General features: G+C 42.6%; 14 protein-coding genes. 6 read left to right on the plus strand and 8 right to left on the minus strand.

The genetic code is table 11. The features are described 5' to 3' along the window. Positions 1–31: 31 nt before the first annotated feature. Positions 32–3622: a glycoside hydrolase family 2 TIM barrel-domain containing protein gene (locus ACFO6W_RS06680; RefSeq protein WP_379994622.1), complete on the minus strand. Its 3591-nt coding sequence runs from the start codon at positions 3620–3622 to the stop codon at positions 32–34. Between the two features lie 484 nt (positions 3623–4106). Between ACFO6W_RS06680 and ACFO6W_RS06685 the strand changes: the two genes are divergently transcribed. The 3 genes from ACFO6W_RS06685 (at position 4107) to ACFO6W_RS06695 (ending at position 7010) form a co-directional block, all read left to right on the plus strand. After that, entirely contained in the window at positions 4107–4601 is a 495-nt protein-coding gene (locus tag ACFO6W_RS06685) for a 3'-5' exonuclease (protein WP_379994623.1), read from the plus strand. Between the two features lie 119 nt (positions 4602–4720). Then, positions 4721–5476: an NYN domain-containing protein gene (locus ACFO6W_RS06690; RefSeq protein ID WP_379994624.1), complete on the plus strand. Its 756-nt coding sequence runs from the start codon at positions 4721–4723 to the stop codon at positions 5474–5476. A 208-nt stretch (positions 5477–5684) separates the two neighbouring features. Continuing rightward, positions 5685–7010: a KamA family radical SAM protein gene (locus ACFO6W_RS06695; RefSeq protein WP_379994625.1), complete on the plus strand. Its 1326-nt coding sequence runs from the start codon at positions 5685–5687 to the stop codon at positions 7008–7010. Positions 7011–7075: 65 nt separating this feature from the next. Here the strand turns inward: ACFO6W_RS06695 and ACFO6W_RS06700 are convergent, their stop codons facing one another. Together ACFO6W_RS06700 and ACFO6W_RS06705 are read right to left on the minus strand one after the other, a co-directional pair. Then, entirely contained in the window at positions 7076–7894 is an 819-nt protein-coding gene (locus ACFO6W_RS06700) for a DUF3108 domain-containing protein (RefSeq protein ID WP_379994626.1), read from the minus strand. A 27-nt stretch (positions 7895–7921) separates the two neighbouring features. Next, complete coding sequence (locus ACFO6W_RS06705) at positions 7922–9928, minus strand: Ig-like domain-containing protein (RefSeq protein ID WP_379994627.1); 2007 nt, start codon at positions 9926–9928, stop codon at positions 7922–7924. Between the two features lie 297 nt (positions 9929–10225). On the opposite strand from ACFO6W_RS06705, the gene ACFO6W_RS06710 reads away from it, so the two are divergent. Further along, positions 10226–12166 (plus strand): sialate O-acetylesterase, encoded by a 1941-nt coding sequence (locus ACFO6W_RS06710; protein WP_379994628.1) that lies wholly within the window; start codon positions 10226–10228, stop codon positions 12164–12166. 84 nt (positions 12167–12250) lie between these two features. Here the strand turns inward: ACFO6W_RS06710 and ACFO6W_RS06715 are convergent, their stop codons facing one another. Both ACFO6W_RS06715 and xerD read right to left on the minus strand, forming a co-directional pair. Beyond that, positions 12251–12796, minus strand: coding sequence for a DUF3332 domain-containing protein (locus ACFO6W_RS06715; protein ID WP_379994629.1), 546 nt, complete (start codon positions 12794–12796; stop codon positions 12251–12253). 71 nt (positions 12797–12867) lie between these two features. Further along, positions 12868–13767: a site-specific tyrosine recombinase XerD gene (gene xerD / locus ACFO6W_RS06720; RefSeq protein WP_379994630.1), complete on the minus strand. Its 900-nt coding sequence runs from the start codon at positions 13765–13767 to the stop codon at positions 12868–12870. Between the two features lie 82 nt (positions 13768–13849). Here xerD and ACFO6W_RS06725 point away from each other — a divergent pair, with 82 nt between their 5' ends. Continuing rightward, positions 13850–14152, plus strand: a complete 303-nt coding sequence (locus ACFO6W_RS06725; protein ID WP_379994631.1) for an FtsB family cell division protein — start codon at positions 13850–13852, stop codon at positions 14150–14152. Between the two features lie 8 nt (positions 14153–14160). Beyond that, entirely contained in the window at positions 14161–14520 is a 360-nt protein-coding gene (locus ACFO6W_RS06730) for a hypothetical protein (protein WP_379994632.1), read from the plus strand. 436 nt (positions 14521–14956) lie between these two features. Here the strand turns inward: ACFO6W_RS06730 and ACFO6W_RS06735 are convergent, their stop codons facing one another. From ACFO6W_RS06735 to ACFO6W_RS06745, 3 genes are all read right to left on the minus strand, one after another. Continuing rightward, entirely contained in the window at positions 14957–16204 is a 1248-nt protein-coding gene (locus ACFO6W_RS06735) for a glycoside hydrolase family 5 protein (RefSeq protein ID WP_379994633.1), read from the minus strand. Positions 16205–16489: 285 nt separating this feature from the next. Then, positions 16490–18880: a beta-glucosidase BglX gene (gene bglX / locus ACFO6W_RS06740; protein WP_379994634.1), complete on the minus strand. Its 2391-nt coding sequence runs from the start codon at positions 18878–18880 to the stop codon at positions 16490–16492. Between the two features lie 52 nt (positions 18881–18932). Beyond that, positions 18933–20357: a glycoside hydrolase family 30 protein gene (locus ACFO6W_RS06745; protein WP_379994635.1), complete on the minus strand. Its 1425-nt coding sequence runs from the start codon at positions 20355–20357 to the stop codon at positions 18933–18935. Position 20358 lies beyond the last annotated feature (1 nt).

The raw sequence follows: 20358 nt of genomic DNA on the forward strand, positions 1-20358 counted from the left end.
ATACAGACGGATTTCTTAAAGCTTTAACTATTTATTTTGCAGGTTGTATCCTGAACGAATAGCTTAGATTCTGATTAGCAGGGATCATATATTCAGGCAGAGGCAGAGGCCCGCAGCTTGCATTACCAAGTCCCTGTTGGATGCAATCCAGACTGAGATAAGTCTCCGGTTTACGGATCTCATCCAGCTTGAAGTCATGTATAGCTTCCCATAAAGCCTGATCGGTAAAATGCAAAGCCGTGAATCCCAGTCTGTCTTTGGATGATATCTTCAATCCCTGGCCACTTTGGTTTGTAATGCTGACCCATCTTACATCATCACGGTTACCCATACTCTGGGCACGGACATAATGCTCTTCCTCCATGCCTTTTACAGTAGTAGCATACTGACCGAAGGATGCAGAGTGTTTTCTGTCCCAGTAATTCTCATGTGGGCCACGGCCATAGTAGCGGACATTTTCCATATCTTCAGGCAGTACAACCTGTAGTCCCAGACGGTGTATGATCCGTCCGTCTTGCGGAGAAGTGAAACTGGCGTCCACATCTATTGTACCATCGGCGTAGATTACATATTTCACCAGATACGGTACACGAACCGGTTTCTCGCTGTTGATGGTGGCCGTAGTGCTCGATATTACCGTAACCGACTTACCGTCAGTAGCCGTTTGATAAGTAAATATCGGCTTATCGTTTGTTGCCGGATAGTATTTCTGGTCGGCATATTTGTCGTTGTTCACACTGCGATACCAGTTCAGGTTAAAGCCGTTGTTATTGAATATCATCTCTTTGCCGCTATACTGCAATGAGGTCATAATTCCGGTCTGAATGTTGAATACAGCCTTGAAACCTGTGCCATCGATAGTAAGGTTGTCTCCCTGCGCATTAGCAGCGATATCCGGCATCACCGAAGTATTCACTGCCGCCAACGGGAGCCTTCTGTTCAGGGCAAATTGTTCAGCCGCAACTGTATGTCCGGCTTTCGCCCAGCTTGCATCCTTTCCCAAAGAGAAAGACAGATTGAGGAAATATTCACTGCCTGCATCCAGGTTCTTGCTGTAAGGGATTGTTATCACTGTCTTTTGGTTAGGAGCCAAGTCGACAGGGGCCATTTTGCCCGACTCCACTTTTACTCCGTCTTTGATAACTTCCCATGCGATATCAAACCCGTTCAGGTCGGTAAAGTCGTACTTGTTCTCAATCTCTACCTTTCCTGCACCCAACGAGAGGGCTTTGAACTTAATGTACTGGTAAACCTTCTTTACCTCCAACAGCTTGGCAGTAACCCGGCGGTCAGGGGTAGTGAGCCCGTTGTTTACAAAGTCGAAGTCATTCGGTTTATCCCCGAAGTCTCCACCCAGATAGTACTGGTTGGCAGGCTTTCCGTACATATTCAGCCCCTGGTCTACCCAGTCCCATACACATCCGCCAATCATACGCTGCGACTGATTCTCGATATAATCCCAGTATTCGGCGAGATTGCCCGGAGCATTCCCCATAGAGTGGGCATACTCGCAAAGGAAATACGGCTTGTCGGAATCTTGCTGGTCAAAAGCTGCCATCCGGGCCATATCCGGATACATGTGCGAATCGATGTCTGCCAGTTCATTCTTTCCTTCATAGTGTACCGGACGTGAAGGGTCGAGAGCCTTAGCCACTTTATACATTTCATCGAAGTTATCGCCACTTCCTCCTTCATTACCTAACGACCAGAAGATTACAGACGGGTGATTCCTGTCGCGTTTCACCATCCGGTCCATTCTGTCCTTATATGCAGGAGCCCAACTTGGCATACCGCTGATCGAATGATTACCATGATTTTCACAATCGGCCTCATCCATCACATACAACCCGTAATAATCATGCAGGGCATACATACGCGGGTCGTTCGGGTAATGGCTTGTGCGGATTGTATTCAGGTTGTGCTGCTTCATCAGCAGGATATCCTGTATCATAGATTCTACAGGAACGGCCTTACCGAACTGAGGATGAATGTCGTGACGGTTTGCTCCTTTGAAGAACACCTGCTCATTATTTACATATACACGCTTGTTCTTTATCTCTACCTTGCGGAAGCCGAATTTGGACGACATCGCTTCCACTACATTCCCGTTATTATCTTTCAGGGTGACAACAGCCGTATAAAGGTTCGGCTTTTCTGCCGACCATAGAGCAGGTTTGCTTATTGTAGCCTGCAGATCATAAACCTGTTCCTGCCCGCCCTTCAGAGCCTCTACCGGTTGAGAAAGGTTGGCCACCTCTTTACCCGCCATATCCAGCAATGATATATTCATGGTTGCAGGCTGAGATGCTTTTTTATCATAGTTCTTTACAGATGCATTGACTTTAAACGCGGCGCTACTGTAGTCATCCCCCTTAAACTCAGACTGGAGGAAGTAGTCACGCACATGCACTTTAGGAGTAGCGAACAGGAATACACTCCGGTGGATACCACTCAGGCGGAACATGTCCTGGTCTTCGATATAGCTACCGTCCGTCCAGCGATATACTTCCGCAGCAATTGTATTGTCTCCGGTTTTTACATAGCTTGTGATATTAAACTCGGCCACGTTGTTCGCGCCCTGGCTATAACCCACCTTTTTCCCATTTATCCATACATAAAGCCCGCTATATACTCCATCGAAATGGAGGAATATCTCCTTTCCGTCCCAATCGGCAGGGATTGAGAAATCGCGGCGATACGATCCAACAGGATTTACTTCTATCTCGTTCGTATATCCTTTCTGCGGTTGTATAAAAGGTGGATTATTTCTGAAAGGATATGTTATATTAGTATAAATAGGCGTCCCGTAACCGTGCATTTCCCAGTTGGAAGGGACAGGTATCTCTTTCCATGAAGAAACATCATAGCTCATCTTATAGAAATCGGAAGGACGCTCCGAAGGCTTTTTTACCCAATGGAACTTCCAGTTACCGTTCAAAGACTTATATAAAGAAGAAGCCGGCTCTTCCCAAGGTTTGTCAAAAGTCTTATCCGCTTTGAGGCTCTCTAAGGAAGGGAAAGTATAATAAGTGACATGTCCGGGCTCTTTATTGATGGCGAAAATGGTCTCATTTTCCCAATCGTATATACTTGGTTTCTGTTTCACTTCTTTCGGCGCTTTTATGTTGGTTGGTACTAATCGCCACACCTGAGACGATGCAGGCATCTGAAATACACGTGCACCTACAGCATCATCCCCGTTATAAGCTATTGTCATTCCGCTGCTCCTGTGCGAGATACTGTATGCTCCGGTTCCGGTAACCGTAAATTTCCATTGCTGGTTTCTGTTGGTCGGATTGGCATCCCATTGGATAACAGGGTTTCCGTTGCCTGCCGGCTCATTATCGTTATCAATGCTCTTATTGATAAACGGATTGGTAATAGTATAATAACCGCTGGACAGTTTAACTATTTTCCATACCTGTCCACGATTGTTCCTGGCATCTTTTGCCAGATACATATTTGCCGAATTGTCAGGGGCATCACGGTTATCGATAACCAGACCCGAAGGACTTACCAATTTGTATAAAATATCAGGATTGATTTCCTGCGGGGAAACTTTCGTGCTGATAAACAGCAGACTTATCACAAATAAAAGGTGATAGATTGTTCGTTTTTGCATGCAATTAATTTTTGATGGTTCTGGGTTTATAAGGTTCATTCTCTGTTGGAAAAACAAAGATAATTCTTTAACAATTGAAATTCAAAAACTTCTCACTTATTCTTATCAATTGATTATGAATTAAGCAGATTGTAAAATAAAGAGTGGTACAGGTGTTATTTTCATCAGAAATTTTATCTATAGGTATAAGCAGCATACAGATTACTCGCTTATCGTTCTTTGACGTATTGATTAAAGCAGTTACGAATTACATGCTGACTGATGACTGTTTACTGTTAACTGAAAAGTTACCTTTTATATAGTGTTCCTTCCTTAAACATTAAATTTCTAAATCCTAAAAATTTAAAAGGGTTAGAAGCCAGAAGCTATATGTTATAAATAAAGATATTTAAGAAAAATAAACCTGTTTTATATAATCATCCCGGGGCTGTAATTTCCCGGTCTGATAAATTCTTTCTAATTTTATTCCTCATAATAAAACAGTATGTTACGGGATTTTGCAGCAATAGATTTTGAAACAGCCAACGAACAACTGTCGAGTGTTTGCAGTGTGGGTATCGTCATCGTGCGGGACGGAATTATCTGTGACCGCTTCTATAGCCTTATACAGCCGGAGCCAAACTATTATACTTACGGAAACAGCAATGTGCATGGCCTTACATATGAAGATACTCTAAATGCCGAAGTTTTCTCAAAAGTATGGATGCAGATAGAACCTCTGGTTGGAGAACTGCCTCTGGTTGCTCATAATAAAGGCTTTGATGAAGCCTGCCTGAAAGCTGTATTTAAGACTTACCGGATGGACTATCCTGATTACAGATTCTATTGTACGCTGGCCGCGTCGAGGCGTCAGTTACGCCATCTGCCCAATCATCAATTACACACTGTAGCTGAAGATTGCGGATATATACTTACCAACCATCATAATGCACTTGCCGACGCGGAAGCCTGCGCAGAGATCGCGTTACAGTTATTATAAAACCATGCTTTCTGTGCACGACTATACCTCAAAGTGAAAGCCTGTAAATGTTTTTCATAGAAAGGCAAGCAATATTTTTTAAAAAACCGTATATTTGATAATAACTAACAATTGAATGTATGGTACCAAAATCAGATATGAAGCTGGCAGTCCTTATCGATGCCGATAATATACCCTACTCCAACATAAAAGGTATGCTTGATGAAATAACCAAATTCGGAATACCAACTATCAAACGCATTTATGGAGATTGGACTAAACCCTCGGTATCGGGATGGAAACAGCCCTTGCTCGAACATGCCATAACCCCGGTACAACAATACAGCTACACTACAGGAAAGAATGCAACAGACTCCGCCATGATCATCGATGCGATGGATATATTGCATAGCGACAAAGTAGACGGTTTTTGCCTTGTATCCAGCGACAGCGACTTCACCCGCCTGGCCGTGCGGTTGAGGGAATCCGGAATGTTTGTGCTCGGACTGGGGGAGAAGAAGACCCCTAATCCTTTTATTGTAGCCTGTGACAAATTCATTTACATAGAGATACTTGAGAATTCGGATAATCAGCAGAGCGCACAATCGCCCGGAGCATCCACAGAAACCAAGAGCCCTAATATTGAACCTGTAAACAAAAAACTTATCCAGTTACTCAAAAGTACCATCCGCGATGTGGCCGATGATGATGGCTGGGCATATCTCGGTGAGGTTGGTAACCTGATCATTAAGAAGCGTCCCGATTTTGATTCACGCAACTATGGTTTTCCCAAACTAACCCCTCTGATAAAATCACAGAAAAAGGTTTTTGAAATAGACGAACGGGATATTGACAAGAGCCGGACAAAGCTCATTTATGTGAAAGTGAAGGAATAGATATTCCTATAATTTTTTTAATTCAATAAACGGTAATATTTCTCTGACTATAGGTATATGAATGCCTATGGTCATTCCTCTTTCTTTGTCTCTCAAATGTTATAATACTATAAAATATGTAACAGGATCTTCAGTCAGGCCTCCTTACGGCAATATTTTCCGTATATTGTAAAGAATCAACAAAATATATCAAATTTTTAACATTAAGATGGACAGAGTATTAAAATCATATACTCTCCACAATTTCCTGACTATTCCTCAGATAACGTCATTATCGAAAGAAATGGTAAAGGATATCGAAGTTGTAGGAAGAGTATTACCATTTAAAACAAACAACTATGTGGTGGATGAACTGATAGATTGGGATAATCTTGACACCGACCCTATTTTTACATTGAACTTCCCGAGACGGGGTATGTTGGAGAAGAAGCACTACGCAGCAGTAGAAAGGCTTCTGAACGAGCACTCTGATGGAAAAGAACTAAATGAGAAAATACAGCAAATACGATTATCCCTCAACCCTCATCCGGCCGGGCAGGAACATAATGTTCCCTATCTGGGAGAAATAAAGCTGAAAGGTATTCAGCACAAATATCCCGAGACAGTCTTATTCTTCCCCAGTCAGGGACAAACCTGCCATGCATACTGCACATTCTGTTTCCGGTGGCCGCAGTTTTCAGGGATGAGCGGACTGAAATTTGCGATGAAAGAAGCCGACCTGCTCTTCAAATACCTGTGTCTGCACACAGAAGTCACCGATATACTGTTTACAGGCGGTGATCCCATGATAATGAACGCCTCTACACTGGAAGCCTATATAAAGCCTCTGTTGGAACCGGAATTCGACCATATCCGCACTATCCGTATCGGAACAAAGTCTCTGGCATACTGGCCATACAGGTATCTGAGCGATAAAGACAGCGATGACATTATCCGCCTGTTTGAACTCGTAAACCGTTCGGGTAAGAATCTTTCTCTCCAGGCTCACTTCAATCATCCGAGAGAATTGTCTACCGAGGCCGTTAAGCAAGCCATCGCCCGTATTCGTTCGACAGGTTCGCAGATACGCACCCAATCCCCTCTCCTGCGCAATATCAATGACAAACCCGAGCTATGGGCCAAAATGTGGCGCAAACAGGTCGATCTGGGATGCATCCCGTATTATATGTTCATTGCCCGCGATACAGGCTCGAAGCATTACTTCGAATTACCGCTGGAAAAATGCTGGAAAATATTCCGGCGTGCTTACCGGCAGGTCAGCGGCCTGTGCCGTACCGTCAGGGGGCCCAGCATGAGTGACCATGCAGGAAAGATACAAGTGTTGGGTGTGCAGGAAGTAAAAGGAGAGAAGATATTCGTTCTCCGTTTCATACAAGGACGGAACCCAAAATGGGTGGATATTCCTTTCTTTGCCGAATACGATCCTAAAGCAACATGGTTCAATCAGCTAAAGCCTGCTTTTGGTGAAGAGAAATTCTTCTTTGAGGAACAACGTACCAAATTGGATGCCACTAAACCATTCTTATTCGAATAGCGGCCGTCCTTTTTCTACAATATAAGGGAGCAGCTTCCGGTGACGATTCCGGAAACTGCTTTCTTTTATTTTGTTCTTACAGGATACCTGTTTCCTTTATAGCTTTTGAGCATAGCACGTGTGGAGCCGATATTCAGCTTCGAGTCGAGTCGTACCGGCATACGGTTATTATCGTTGGTTATATATACCTTCATAGCTTCTTTTCTATCACTGAAGGCATCATCCATAATACTTAGCGTCAGCTTCATACAGCTATATTCTTTATCATCGTTCGCTTCCACGATCTCTATTCCCTCATATTCTATCACCATATTCACTTTCTTCTTTCCCGAAATAAAGTCGACTTTAACAGTCTCCCCTTTTTTCATCCCGGAATAATTGAGGGTGCGGGCATAATATACAACACTCATCATATCATACATACAAGAATGAGACGTTAGTGTTTCGTTAAATTTAAAATCGCCGTTTTTATGTCTTATTGTATTTATGCTTATCTTATCTCCCGTATAGGTATATGTTACTCTTTCCTTTGTATAATCTTTACCTTCCGCCGCGTTCTTAATATAGGCAAGAGGCACTAAATCTTTTGTAAGATAACACGACAAAGTATCATTCAGGCTGAATATCTTCCTTGCAGTACCTGTCGACTGAGCCATCAGGGTCATTTTAAGAGCGTCAGTATTATTATACCTCTCAGCCACAGTCTTTAATGTAGATATTCCGGCTTTGGTATGGATGAGTCCGTATTTGAAATACAAATCGTAAGTCATTTCCTCACCTGCCTGAAAGTAGATGTTATTTATTTTACATTTACCCTGCGCCTGTGTTTGCATACTGACTAAAACCAATAACACCAGCGCTATTCCTGTAATTCTTTTAATCATACTCTTATAATTTTTATCCGATCGGCATTAGTATCCACTATTCATATTTTGACTATTGCTTCTCGCCCCATATTGGGAATTGTTATTTCTGTTCGAGTTCGGATCGGTTGAATTCCTCGATCTTTCTCTGTTTTGCTGATTCTCTTTTTCTTCTTTTTCTTCTAATTGCTTTCTCCTCGATTCTTTTTCCTGAGGTTTCTGTTTTGTAATTTCCAAAGGTTTCTGCTTGGCCAATGTAGCCGGGTCTATTAGCCAGGCTTCATCGTCATAAACCTCCGAATAAGCCCTTATTTTATATTCCTTAGGTGAATAACAAACCATTTCCGGCTGTAAACCTTTCTGGAAATCGCCTGTATCCCATATTCCGTTATTATTGCTGTCCAGTACAATGCGTACATAATATGACCCCGGGTCCAAATCTTTAAAGACTGCAATATTATCTATGACCCGAGTTTTGCGAATTGGTTTATCCGACTTATCTAAAAGTTCCATAAAAGAGGGAATACTATCTATACCTGCAACCCTGATGGCAAGCTGTCCGTACTGATCTTCAGCCTTTACTTTGAATTTCTGGTCGATCTTATTATTCCATAGCCCATATATACTATATATAGAAGCTGAGTCTATTTGTATACGGTATTCATTATTATAGCCCCATTTATTCCGGATAGTATATTTTCTCGGATTCACACTATCCACTTCCAACTGGAACGGGATATCATAATACACAGTATCTCTCAGCTGCTGCAACTTTATTTTGTTGGATAAAGTATCTGTAATAGGTTCCTCAAACAACAACGAAATACTTTTATGAGTATCCCATGTAGAAGAAAGATTATTTATTATGTTCAGGAAAGTAATTTCAGGTTCGTCACTTTCGCCATCCTTCTTCTTTTTCTTCTTATCGTCTTTTACCGGCTTCCGGGTTCTGTCCATAAAAGTCAGGGTATCAGTTACCGGCAGGGATTGGTTCAGTGTGTCTGTTTTCAGGTAAGTAAGCCTGATAGACAATGTATCTATTGCGGCCACCTCTTTATCCTTGATCCAATATGTTATAGTATCGTTTTTAGGAGTTCGTTCCATTATAAACCAGTCTTTGCTTCCATCGAAGTTCAACGGCTCTATCCGAGGCATCTCTGTGGGTGCTCCAAAGAAGAGCGACAGTTTATTCTGAGTACGCTCATGTTTTTGTAAAAACTGGCGCTGAAAGCCGGATTTGAAAGTGCGCAATACTATATTATCCGGTAAAAAGCGAGTATATTGTACCGCTACAACAGTATCTATCACTTTTTTTTCCTTGTCCACATAAGTGGTATCGAAGCGTGAAGCCCTTTCGGATGCAGGCTCTACAATAGTTTCCATAAAAGCAATGGCTTCTGACGGATTATCGTACATATAATCGCGGTTAGAGTCATCCAGTGCGTACAACCTATACTTGCCGGGAGCCACACCCCGGATGGTAAAGTCACCGGACTCGTTTGTACGCGAGATGCGTTCAAACTTTGTCTTGGTAAAAGCTGTATCGTTCAGATTGGAATGAAGGCCGACATAGATACCCTTTACAGGCTCCAGATTGTCCGACGTAAGTACTTTTCCAGACACGGCCATAGAGTCCACCACATCGCCTGTAGAGAAAGAAAAGGAGAAATTCTCTATCGGATTCTTCTCATTATTATCTACTATAGAATTCGTAAAGTCAATCGTATATGTCGTATTCGGCAATAAAGTGTCCCTAAGTTCCACATTTACTTTCCTGTTCACAGTATTGATAATCGGAAACGACTTCTGAGGCGGGGTAATGATTACATTTTCCGAAGGCCTTTCTATTGTAACATTTTCATCAAACTCGATAACTATCTTCCCTTTTTTTATCTGAGTCGCATTAAACCCGGGATTACTTCTTACCACTTTAGGCCCTTCCAGATCATAGGCACCTCCCGTTGGTGATGCCATATTAGCACAAGCGGCTGCAACTAAGGAGATTACACCTAAAATGAGCGAAAATAAGATATGCCTTTTCAAAAAATGTAACATCTGTTTTTCTAAGTTTTACGCAAAAATACAACGTTTTATACATAAATTTGCCATGAAGTACATAAAATAGCTTAAATCAGTTTCTAATCAGAAACTCCCTGGCCGCCGGAATGAGAAAATCTCTATAATCTACGTAATCTTCCTTGAGGATAAGGTTACAAAGTGTTGCCTTTTGATGATTTCCGGTATGTACAAAAATCAAATATTTTCATACATTTACTTTAAATATGCTCACTATCTATTTGGTCAAATAATTATTTAGTACTTATTTTACGTTATCTAATATCAATTTACATTATGACAAAAAATCTGACTTTTCTCATTTGTTTTTTTAGCGTTGCTATTTCTGTTTTGCATGCAGAAGTGAAGTTGCCCCGCATATTTTCGGATAATATGGTACTTCAACGCGATAAGGTTATAAAAGTATGGGGCTGGGCTGATAAGAATGAAACGGTAGAGGTAAGCTTCCTCAATCAGCTTAAAAAAGTAAAAGCCGATAAAAATGGGACCTGGAGTATCGAGTTGACATCTATGCCTTACGGCGGGCCATACACTATGCAGGTAAAAGGGAAGAATAACACCATAACTCTTAAAAATATCCTTATCGGAGAAGTTTGGCTTTGTTCCGGACAGTCGAATATGGAATGGCAGTTAAAAAACTCAATGAACGCGAAAGCTGAGGTCAGCAGCGCAGACTATCCCCGAATCCGGTCTTTCAATGTTGTGAAAGATTTGAATATGAAACCGAAATCAGATATCAAGGGTTCATGGGAAGTATGTTCACCTGAAACTGCTGGTGATTTTTCTGCTGTTGCATACTTCTTTGCACGCAAATTGTATCAGGAACTGAACGTTCCGGTTGGAATAATCAATTCATCGTGGGGAGGTACAGATATAGAAACATGGACTAGTCCGGAATCTTTCAGCAAGCTGGGCGATACCTTTAAAGAACGATATAAAGCTCTTAATATCACAGATTTTGATAAATTTGCTAAAGAAAGCGAAGAAGGGAAAAAAGCTTTTACTCAGGCTATGCTCAATGATCCCGGAATAGCGGAATCATGGTTCAATCCGTCTCTCAATACAAGCACATGGAAGAAAATACAGGTACCAAAACTTTGGGATGGAGAACTGTCCTCTGTAGATGGCATTTTATGGTTCAGATATACTCTTACACTTCCGGATAATGTTGAAGGAAAATCCGGAACAATACAGTTGGGTCCTATCGACGATAATGATATAACATGGATAAACGGGATTAAGATTGGTGAAACAAACGGATATAATATCAATCGTTTGTACACAGTTCCGGCAAATATCCTTAAAGCGGGGCAAAATATCATAACGGTGAAAATCGTGGACAATGCCAGCGGCGGTGGCCTATATGGGAAACCCGAAGCCCTTACCCTGGATGCTGGGGGAAAATCATATCCTTTGGCCGGAGACTGGTTGTACAAAGTAGCGGTAAGCAACAAGGCCTTCAACTATGTAGAGTTTTCTCCCAATACGTATTCATCCCTACTTTATAACGCCATGATAAATCCGATTATTCAATATGGTATTAAGGGTGCTATCTGGTATCAGGGAGAGAATAACGCAGGACAGGCTTATAATTACCGTACGCTCTTCCCGAATATGATTACAGACTGGCGAACAAAATGGGGTTACGAATTTCCATTCTATTGGGTGCAACTGGCCAACTTCATGGCAAAAGACGATTTACCTCAAGATAGTAACTGGGCTGAATTACGAGAAGCTCAAAGTATGACTTTATCTCTGCCGAAGACAGGTCAGGCGGTAATTACAGATATAGGGGAAGCTAACGACATCCATCCCCGTAATAAGCAGGATGTAGGACTTCGACTGGCCTTAAATGCTTTGAATAAAGATTATGGCAAAACGGACATAATCTATTCCGGCCCGACATTTAAGTCTATGGAAATAACTGGAGATAAGGCAATTATCAGCTTTAATAATATAGGAAAAGGACTGAAATCCACAAACAAATACGGCTACATAGAAGGGTTTGCCATTGCCAGGGCTGATAACAAGTTTGTGTGGGCTAAGGCTTATATTGAGGGAGATAAGGTTATTGTCTATTCCGAGAATGTATCCAGGCCTGTATCTGTTCGCTACAGCTGGTCGAATAATCCGGATGTGAACTTGTTCAATTCGGAAGGATTGCCGGCAGCCCCGTTCAGGACAGACAGCCTGAAAGGAATTACACAAAGGGATTGAAGATTCGGATTGTAAAGGATAAAGAACCCGCCCCAACTACAGCTTAGTATGGGGCGGTTATAATTTAAGAATAGTTATCCGACCTTATTTTGCTGCAACAAATACTGCATTTTCAATAGATTGACGGAAAGCAAGAACTCCATCCCTGGAAAGCTCCACCTTTTGTTCTTTTCCGTTTGGAAGATAAACGACAGCATTCTTTTCGTCCTCGAATTTAAGCACCTTGGTCGATTCGCCATTAGCGACTGCACTCCAGGTATTGGTGGCCTTGTCATAAACAAGTTCCATTTCCTGTCCTTCTTCATTCTTGATATTGTATCCGTTATCCAATGTTTCAACAGTATAAACCCCGTTTTCACCCTGAACCTTTTTCACAATTCCCGCTTCAACAGGATTTTCCCCCGACCAGAATTCAATAGAGTTGATAACAAGGATATCGGCCATCATACAAACCTCATACACAGGTACGATCCATAATGCAACGAATACAACCTCGTTAACGAACTTATTGTCTATGGTCTGATTCCACGCCAATACTTTCTTCGAAAGATTGAATGAACCAATACATGAACTGAATAGTAGTGTTCCTGCAAGAGCTATTGCAGCCACTGAAAAGAATCTCTTTTTCATAAAATCGTGTTTGTGATTAATTAAATATCTGAACAAAGATATAATAAAAATGCATTAACAAGCCCGAAGCATCATTTTTTGTTACGAGGATGGTGCTCTATTATTTCCTGACGAAGATACTCCCGGTCCATATGGGTATATATCTCGGTTGTCGTGATTTTCTCATGGCCCAGCATCAGCTGGATGGCCCGTATATTGGCTCCCCCTTCGAGCAAATGTGTGGCAAATGAATGCCGGAAAGTATGGGGACTAATCGTCTTTTTTATTCCGGCCTGATCTGCATATTGCTTTACGAAATGGAACACCATGATACGGGAAATCGCTGTACCTCTATTACTTAGGAATAGTACATCTTCCGACCCTTTCTTTATATCCATTTCCCTGCGATAGTACAGATATTTCTCGATTTCGTTTATTGCGGTATGGGAGACGGGTACGAGCCGTTGCTTGCTTCCTTTCCCCTCCACCTTTATAAAGCCTTCATCAAAAAACAGATCCGAAAATTTCAGCTTCGTAAGTTCCGATATACGCAAACCACAGCTATAGAGGACCTCCAGTATAGCCCTGTTGCGTTGTCCTTCTTTTGTGGAAAGGTCGATTACGGACATCAGCTTTTCTATTTCGTCGAGCGAAAGCACAGTCGGTAGCTTTAATCCTATCTTCGGCGTTTCCAGCAGTTCTGTGGGATCTGCCTGCATATAACCATCCAGTACCAGAAAATTATAGAACGATTTTATGCCGGAGATAATGCGGGCTACAGACCGGGCATTGATGCCCAAATCGTAAAGCTGGGCGATGAACTGCTGCAGATCGTCGAGCTTCACGTCTTCTGCTTTCAGTCCTTCGTCTCCCAGAAAACCGGAAAGCTTATCCAAGTCGGTCATATATGCATCTATCGAATTGGGGGAAAGAGACTTTTCCAGCAATAAATAGTTCCTGTATTTCTTTATTATGTTATCTTTTGTTTCCATCGATACCTGAATATAAGTACAAATATATATCTTTGCAATGTGAGTTTAATCAAACAGTATTGACTTAATCTCTTTTCAACTTATGGCTATTCTAAAATCAGCATTCAATTATCTTATCACCAGATATACAAAAGTACAATTGCTTATAATTCTGGCGATCATTGTGTTCGGCTTCTTTATAAGCGAGAGCAGTATCTTTGCCCGCTTTAGTTACGATGCCAAGATAATGGAACTTAACAGCCAGATCGAGCATTACCGTAATAAAACGATCGAAGATAAACAAAAATTACAGGAACTTCAATCGGATAAAGACCGCATTGAAAAGTTTGCCAGGGAAAATTACCTGATGAAGAAACCTGATGAGGACGTTTTCCTTGTAGAATAAATCAACTGATGAAAATAAATCCAAAACTAAATAACTCCATTTTCCAGATATCAGCCCTTCTCATTCTTCTTGCTGCTGTCATCTATTACTTCGATGCCACTATTGCCAAATATATAATGGTTATAGGTGTAATTGGCTTTGCGGCTACTACTGTTACCACTCCATATCCCGGCAAGAGCCTTCGCGGAAAACGGCTTTTCAACATCCAGATATTCGCCGTATTGCTTATGGTTGCGTCCACGGTCCTTTTGTTTATGAACATAAACGGGTGGGTAGTCACGATGCTTATTGCCGCTCTTCTTACATTATATGCTGCTATAGCCATGTCGATGGCACATAAGAAAGAGCAGGAGGACAATAAAAAGTAACAAAAGTAACAGGAATATCAGTCAACAGTCAACAGTTAGCAGTAAACAGTATTTCATGCAGAGAGGCTAAGGTGCAAAAAGACAACAACCAACGGTCACAGGAGCGTAGCGTATGTAAAGGTAACAAATATATCAGTTAGCAGTAAACAGTCATCAGTTAACAACTTGTATGTCGTATCTTGTTTACTTGTAACTCGTAACTGCCCGAAGGGCGAAGAAATAACATTCGCCGAAGCGAAGGCGAGGCAAACTCGTAACCGCTTTAATCAATACTTCAAAGAGCTATAAGCTAATAGCTAACGGCTAAAAGCTATGTATAGATAAAGTTTTCCCAATAATATTCATAAGAAAAGGGATTGCCTACGTTATAGACAGTCCCTTCCCAATCTTCATCTAACATGAACCCATCACCGTAAGTGAAGAACCTCATTTTATCTTATGGTTTCATACCCATTGCAAGGGTATATCCTTCATTCTTGGTACAGTTCTTGAACTTCATATTTTCCAGCAAGTCTGTCATTGCTTTCTTTACCAGTTCCTGGTCTGGCCTTACTCTGCGTATCTTCTCGAAAGTGCTTCTGTCTTGTTTGGTATATTCCGATATAAGATCCCAGTTTTCGGGTTTAGGGATGGTTACCATACAGCTGTTAGGTACCATTTTCTTATATGGCCAGTAGTGCCACCCTATGTTGTTACGTTCCATCAGGCGGGTCCATCCGGCTATCCACTCGTGTGTATTCTCGCCTGTTTCGCCCATATATATAGGCAGGTTGACACTGTCCCTGAATTGTACAAAGTCCTGAATATTGGCCTGTAATGTGTCGCACCAGTAACGGTGGCAGGTATACATCAGCTTGTCATCGAACTTAGAGTCTTTAAACATACTGAAATTGCCATTCCATTGCGCACCGCCAAGAAGGACGATATGGTTTTTGTCAACCGTACGGATTGCTTCCACACATCTTTTGTAAAGCGGTTCAAGTGAATCGTTCAGGTGTGCATTACCTTCCATAAAGTAGTGTGCAATAGGCTCGTTCAACAAGTCGTAGCCTAAAATTATTGTGTCGTTTGCATAGTGGGAAGCCACATCCTTCCATATATTGCAAAATTGGGCCTTGCTGCCTTCGTCGGTCATTAGCCATGGGAAGCCATAACTGTCGTCTATATTATCCCCGGTTTGTCCGCCCGGAGCGTCGTGCATATCCAGTATGACATACAGGTTTTGCCGGCGGCACCATTCTACCACCTGGTCGATAAGTTCGAATCCGTCGTGTGAAGAATCCAGTCCCATATAGTCCTCGTTGGTAAACAGCTTGTAGTGGAACGGTATCCTTATGGAGTTCATTCCTGTCTGTTTGATGTATTTTATATCATCTTCCGTGATATAGTTCTTTTTAAACTCTCTCCAGAAGCGGCTTGTAAAATCCGGACCAACCATTTCGCAGAAAGCCTCGTTGATCGTCCTGTAAGAGGCTGCCTCCGACCCGAAGAAAAACATATACCCTTCAGGATTGAGCCAGTTACCCAGATTAATCCCCTGTATAAGAAATTTCTCTCCATTTGGCTTTACCAGGTCAGGCCCCTTTACACGGAGAAATCGTCCTGCATTGTCCGGCGTGGCTTCTTTTGGTTGACAAGCTGCCAGTATAAGTGGCAGTAATAGTATGTAAATTAGTCTTTTCATAAAGTAAAGGTCTTTTGCTTTAATATTTTGTTATATCTCTTTATTCGTTCTGAAAATGAACGAATAAAATTTAAACAGGCTCTAAATTGTTAAAAAAAAGTGACATATGTAACACATTTTTCATTTTTCTACACCTGTTACTTTTGCCCGCTCTGTAATCTTCACTAAGGACAGAGCTTTTTATATCTTATAGATAAACTTTTCCGGTTTTAATGAAAGAAAAGGCATAGGATAAATGACTATGAAAAAATATATGTGTGTTCCTATGCCTTTTGTTAATCCACTTTATTCTGTCACAGAAAAAGTACTCTTAAGCGGGGCGTTACTGTCACCACCAATCCAAATATTAAAATCGCCCGCTTCCGTTCTTTTGATCAAATCGCGTCCATAGAACGACAGGTCGTCTGCCGATAATTTAAATTCTATTATTTTGCTTTCCCCTGCCTTTAGGGCGACACGCCGGAATCCTTTCAGTTCTCTTACCGGGCGCACCACAGAGCCTACAATATCCTGAACGTAAAGTTGGGCAACTTCCGTACCGTCTACATTGCTTGTATTTTTCAATGTCACTCTGGCCGTTAGTGTTCCGTTCATCGGGATAGAAGCCGAAGACAGCGTGAGTCCCGAATATTCGAACGTACTGTAAGAGAGTCCGAATCCGAACGGATAAAGGGGATCTTTACCCGAATCCAGATAGAAAGAGGTGTTTCCCAGAGAAGTCTGTCCTGCTTCCAGTTCTATTTCGTCCAAACCCATTACTTTTTCGGGAGCAGGTCGTCCTGTACTGTTGTGATTATAATACATCGGTATCTGTCCTACTTCTCGGACAAATGTAGCAGGAAGTTTGCCGCTGGGATTTGCCTTTCCAAACAAAAGATCGAAGATGGCAGGACCACCCATTGTTCCGGGATGGAAATTAAACAGCACGGCATCGGCGAAAGGCAGATCGCGTTCGATAGTCAAAGGGCGACCTGCCATGATAACCAAAACAACCGGTTTTCCAGTACTTTTTACCGCTTTTAATAGTTCTGATTGCACTCCTATGAGGTTTATATTTGAAAGAGAATGAGCCTCTCCTGACAAGATGGATTCTTCACCCAGAAAGACAACAGCTACATCGGCAGAAGCCGCAGCCTGCTTTGCTTTCTCAAAATTAGCAGTATTCTTCTCTCTCGAAAAATCCAGAGCCGGCTCATACACATACCTGATATGCTTGTAATCCCCTTTGAGGGCACCTATCGGTGTTACTGTATGATTCTTGTCTCCATCGAATATCCATGTTCCGAGTTGGTCGTGCGGAGCATTTGCCATAGGGCCGATAATCGCTATTTTCTTGCTTTCAGCCAACGGTAATGTATTATTATCGTTCTTCAGCAATATGGCAGATTCTACAGCAGCCTGTCTTGCGGCTTTCATATGGGCATCAGCATACATTACAGAAGCCTTGTTGGTGTCTACATATGGATTTTCGAATAATCCCATCCTGAACTTGATGCGTAAAATGTTGCGGACTGCATTATCGACCGTCGCTACCGCCACTTTACCTTCTTTTATCAGTTCGGGCAGGTATTTGAGATAAGCACCCGTTACCATTTCCATATCCAGACCGGCATTAGCCGATATTTCGGCAGCCTGTTTATCGTTCTTGGCAAACCCGTGAGCGATCATTTCGCCTATCGAAGCCCAGTCCGATACAACGAAACCATCGAATTTCCATTCGTCACGAAGGATGCTTTTCAGAATATAATCGTTCCCTGATGCCGGGATTCCGTCATTGTCGTTGAACGAGGTCATTAATGTGGCCGCACCCGCCTTGATGGAATTGTGGAAAGGAGGCAGATATATATTGCGCATCAGGTGCGGAGGTATATTCGTACTATTGTAGTCACGTCCGCCTTCGGCTGCACCGTAACCGATAAAATGCTTTACGCAGGCTGCGATAGCGTTAGGATCACCCAGATTACCGTTACCCTGAAAGCCTCTTACCATAGCTGCTCCCAGTTGTCCCCCCAGATAAGGGTCTTCTCCCAGACTCTCGGCAATACGTCCCCAACGGGCATCACGCGAGATGTCGAGCATAGGGGCAAAAGTCCAGTTTACACCTGTCGAACGGGCTTCTATGGCTGCTATGCGCGCGCCGTCTTCTACCAGTTGCGGATTGAATGAAGCAGCTTGTCCTAATGGTATAGGGAATATTGTCTTGAATCCATGTATGACATCACGCCCGATAATCATAGGTATCCCCAGGCGGCTCTCGTCCATCGCTGCCTTTTGCAGTCTATTCACCATCACCGGATCGGTAATATTCAGTAATGAGCCTATTTTCCCGTCCCTGATCGGCTGGGTGATATTGTTGTCCAGCATCTTGGCTGCTTCGGCCTTGATAAGGGCTATTTTCTCTGCTTTGGTCATTTCGGAAGGCTTCTTCTGTCCTTGCCCTCCGGCAATACCCATCCTGACGAGGAATGTATCCATATCATCGTCACTGTATTGAGCGATTGCTTTATCATCGACAGCGAAGAAGCTGACCTGATTCATTTGCCCTATTTTTTCCTCCAGCGTCATCTTGGATAACAGATCCTCGACCCGTTTTTCAACATTATTCTGGGCATAGCCCGCCGGGAATATTCCGGACAGGATAAATACGCCTAATAATCCTAGTTTCCTTACTTTCATAACTTATTATTTTTTACTGCAATTTATTATTCGGGATAGCCCGCAAGAGGCTCTATTTTGCCCAACGATAAGAGACTACACCTCTCGAAGGAACTTCGTAAGTAAACTTTTTAGCCCCACTGTTTACCGTAATCTTTTTGTTTCCGCTGGTATTGTTCATCAGTACCAAGGCATATGTACCATCGGTATTTTCGAAAGCCGAATAGATAATGCCCGATTCGGTATTACCTTCCGAACCTATCCGGGTAGCTCCCGGTTTCACTACTGAAGCCAGATGCCCGATGATATAATAATGTGAATTCCTTTTAATATCTTTGAAGTTACCCCTGAAAATGTCTACCGCGCCATAGCAGGTCTGGCAACCTCCGGGACGATTAGGACCTTTATCGCTGTCGAGCATCAGGTTCCATACAATCACGGCTTTGCACCAGCGGTTCACTGTACCCAGAGCCACATATTCCATATCTGCCATCAGGCGTACGGAGAGATCCTGCCCGTTGTTCCATGTTCCGATAGATGTTTCCGTAAAAATAAGTTCCTTGTCGGGGGCTTGCTCGTGAACGTAATTAAGCGCATCTATCTGCCCTCCGTAATCGTGGAACGCCGCTCCCGCCACAACGTCATTGTCTATTCCGCTTTTGTAAATATTGAGCGGATAATCGGCTACATCATAATTGTGATCGTACAGATAGACTTTTGTGCCTAATCCCGACGCCTTGATCTTGGGAGCCAGATGCAGGTTGACAAACTCACCCATTTCTTCCCAATCCATATGGAGAGATGCCGAATTGCCATCATTCAAAGGTTCGTTCTGCGGAGTAACTGATGTAATATTTATTCCCTGAGCCTTGAACGCCTGTATCCATTTGATGAAATAATCTGCATAGTCTCCGTAATACTCTTTTTTCAGGTGTCCGCCTGTCCATGGATTATCGTCTACCCGCTCTTTCATCCATATGGGGCAAGTCCAGGGAGATGCCAGTATCTTTATGGTGGGGTTGATAGCGATTATTTCCTTCAATACAGGAATGACATAATCGTTTTCTTCCGTGGTCAGCCCGAATCCGGCCTCCTCATCGTCCCAGCAGGTGTATTCACTCAGTGAAAAATCGGAACAACCGATGGCAACACGGATATAACTGTATCCCATTCCCTCCGTAGGTGAAAATGTCTCTGTCAGAAACTTTTTACGGTCCTCAGCCGTCATTTTCAATAGGTTGAATGCGCTGGAACCTGTCACGGCGGCCCCGAATCCGTCCATTGTCTGAAAACGTTCCACGGGTTTCAATGTGATAGACATCGCGGACTGCTCATTGCTGAAATCCACAGCCTGTTTCTTGAAATCCTGCGAGCGGTTGCCGGTAGTTACATACATTAAAACGTCGCCTTTCGGATCTTCAGCCGGCGGATTCTCGGAACTGTCGCTACATGCAAATAAGGAGGCGATGGTAAGAGACAGGATTGATATATTGATCATA

This window comes from Dysgonomonas termitidis, from assembly GCF_042654545.1.
GTDB classification, from domain to species: Bacteria; Bacteroidota; Bacteroidia; order Bacteroidales; family Dysgonomonadaceae; genus Dysgonomonas; species Dysgonomonas termitidis.